The organism is Proteiniphilum sp. UBA1028, from assembly GCF_002316955.1.
In the GTDB taxonomy this organism is placed as follows: domain Bacteria; phylum Bacteroidota; class Bacteroidia; order Bacteroidales; family Dysgonomonadaceae; genus Proteiniphilum.
In genome coordinates this window covers 33,489-35,779 of record NZ_DCEN01000044.1, presented here as the reverse complement: position 1 = coordinate 35,779, position 2,291 = coordinate 33,489, and the positions used below count along the sequence as shown (strand labels likewise).

3 protein-coding genes are annotated in these 2,291 nt (G+C 39.8%); all 3 read right to left on the bottom strand.

Annotation, left to right across the window (positions count from 1 at the left end; all coding sequences use genetic code 11):
- Window positions 1-244 (bottom strand): DUF3575 domain-containing protein (locus B3Z75_RS07785; RefSeq protein ID WP_286861158.1); only part of this gene is annotated, 244 nt, incomplete at its 3' end.
- Between the two features lie 243 nt (window positions 245-487).
- Window positions 488-1,333, bottom strand: a complete 846-nt coding sequence (locus tag B3Z75_RS07780) for a helix-turn-helix transcriptional regulator (RefSeq protein WP_286850234.1) — start codon at window positions 1,331-1,333, stop codon at window positions 488-490.
- A gap of 56 nt (window positions 1,334-1,389) precedes the next feature.
- The gene (locus B3Z75_RS14270; protein WP_414702880.1) at window positions 1,390-1,695 is read right to left on the bottom strand and encodes a helix-turn-helix domain-containing protein; all 306 of its coding nucleotides are present in this window, start codon (window positions 1,693-1,695) and stop codon (window positions 1,390-1,392) included.
- Between the last annotated feature and the right edge of the window lie 596 nt (window positions 1,696-2,291).

Genomic DNA, 2,291 nt, shown 5'->3' with positions numbered 1-2,291 from the left:
CGGGTTGTGCCAGCCAATGCTTGGCTTTTCGGTTGTCTTTAAAATCCCAAAGGTTAAAGCCCCCACCCAATTCGAGTGAAGTTTTCTTCCCAAGGGAAAATTCTAATCCTGCGTTAGGCGACGCGGCAGCTCCCCAATAAGCAAAATTGGTTTTAACCGCCACTTTTTGAGCGTTTAGTGTAAACAAACTACACGTAAATGCGATAACCGTAAAAAGAATGCTGTGCGGATAATTCTTAAACATACTTTGAAAATATTTTTTTAAGCTTATGTTCATTTGACTGATTGAACGATGCTAAAGAACCAAATATTATCGACCTATCTATCAGACCGTTAATTTTGTTTTTTTACTTTATCGTAAAAATGAAAAACAGATGCTTTTCTTGATCTTGGCAACCGCTGCAAATTTAAAATGACAACCCATCATACGAAAAGAAATAACGGACAAAAAATATAGGAAACAGGACATTTTGGGCTCGTATATAGATCAACTGTTTGCTTTTCGGATCTCGGACGGGGTTTTATTTAAATAGCGGCGGCAATAGTTACTGAGTTGTGTTTCAGAACCGAATCCCAATTGTGGTGCGAGGATTTTAAGTCCGTCTTCAGACTTCATCAGCTCCAATTCTACCTGCTGTTTATTCTGTTCCAGCAGCCATTGTTTGGGGGTGATCTGGAAGTATTGCTTGAAATGGCGTCTGAAGGTGCGTTCCGTCATATTGCAGGCTGAGGCCAGTTCAGCCACTGTTTTCACTTCCCGGCTTTTTTGCTTCACCATGATCATGAATGGGTTGTCTCCCCGGATAAGGGAATGAAAAAACTGGGCGTTCTCCTCTTTGGTGAAAAAAGCCCGCATAAGAAAGAACCATTCGCTTTGCTTGATGTCTTGTAGATGGGCGCAGTACATTTTGTGAGCGATGTAGAATCGCATTCCGTTCAGGTAGTCCGTGATCTGCGGCAGTATGGGCAGCTTTTCGATGCAACGGGTCTCCTTCGGAATGTATTTGCGGAGTTTGATGAGCGAAAACTCATCGCACCGTATATGCGGATTCTCGAACATCAGTATTATGGATTCCGCATCACTCAGCGTGATGCCGGTATAGTTGTACTGCTCGTTCAGGGAGTACATGTTTCCTGCCGTGAGCCGGTGGGTCTGGTCATAACAGCAGTTGATCTCCACCTCTCCTTTTAGCATGAAGATAAAAGCATACAACCCATTTGAATCTATAACGATACGATGGTGTGCGGGCAACGCGTGCACCTTGAAAAGAGAATGTACCTCGGAAAGGTAATGTCGGCATTGTTGATGCTCATTGAAGTAAAGTATGTCCATAACAGATCTTTTTATAAGTTTCTGAAATTAAACCCTTGTTACAGGAATTCCAGGTCTTATTGGAAAACCGTGTTGTCCTTTATGGCTTCGTTTCTTATTTTTGTGGGACTTGAGCCAATCTTGGACTTACAGAAATGCGCCAAATGCGACATGCTGCAGAATCCTGTAATCGACACAATTTCATTAATGGGTATATCGGTGTTTTGCAAATAATGCAAGACTTCATTTTTCTTGATCAAGAACAACCATTGCTTGGGTGTAGTGTTAAGTATCCGCTTGAAATGCCGGGTAAATGTTCTCGTGGATTTGTAACCGCAGCGCCGGGCGAGATCCTCTATGGAACCGGAGTCCTTATAATGCATTAGAACGCGTTCAACAAAATTCACCTCCACTTCCGATTTAGGGTTGTATCTTACGATATTCACGGAGAGTAAATCCTTTGCGTTATCACTGGAAATGGTCTTGTATTTACCGTCGCCAAAATGTAACACACACTTCACAACACCATGGTAAGACACATTTTCGTGATTTGCCTGCTTCTGAATATTATATGGTTCCGGTAAAATATTGTTTGTTAGTTCTATAACATTCATAAAAGAATAGACCTCCTTGTATCATTCTTGTCCGATATTTCCTCTTTTTAATGTCGGGAAAAATCATGACTTATCTCAAACATAACAGCAACTTCATATTTTTTGTATGTGAAAAATAACATGTATTGATTTGCTATAAAAATGTAACTTATTGACAGACAAAGTTATTCTTAATATAAATGAATTTTGAACATGTGTCCTTTTTTTATAGTTTTTTGGGTATTTATTCCACAAAATATTATTGAGGGCTTCTAATTAATTGGGGTTTGCTTATTAATTTACAATCAAGCATAAAATTTCATTTTCGGCTTGAATGGATAAATGTTTATATTTCTCATTTTCATCAGGTTCAGTAGTGGCGAGGC

Coding starts and splice junctions, on each gene's coding strand:
- B3Z75_RS07780 (WP_286850234.1), bottom strand. CDS start 1,333: ATGGACATACTTTACTTCAATGAGCATCAACAATGCCGACATTACCTT.
- B3Z75_RS14270 (WP_414702880.1), bottom strand. CDS start 1,695: ATGCATTATAAGGACTCCGGTTCCATAGAGGATCTCGCCCGGCGCTGC.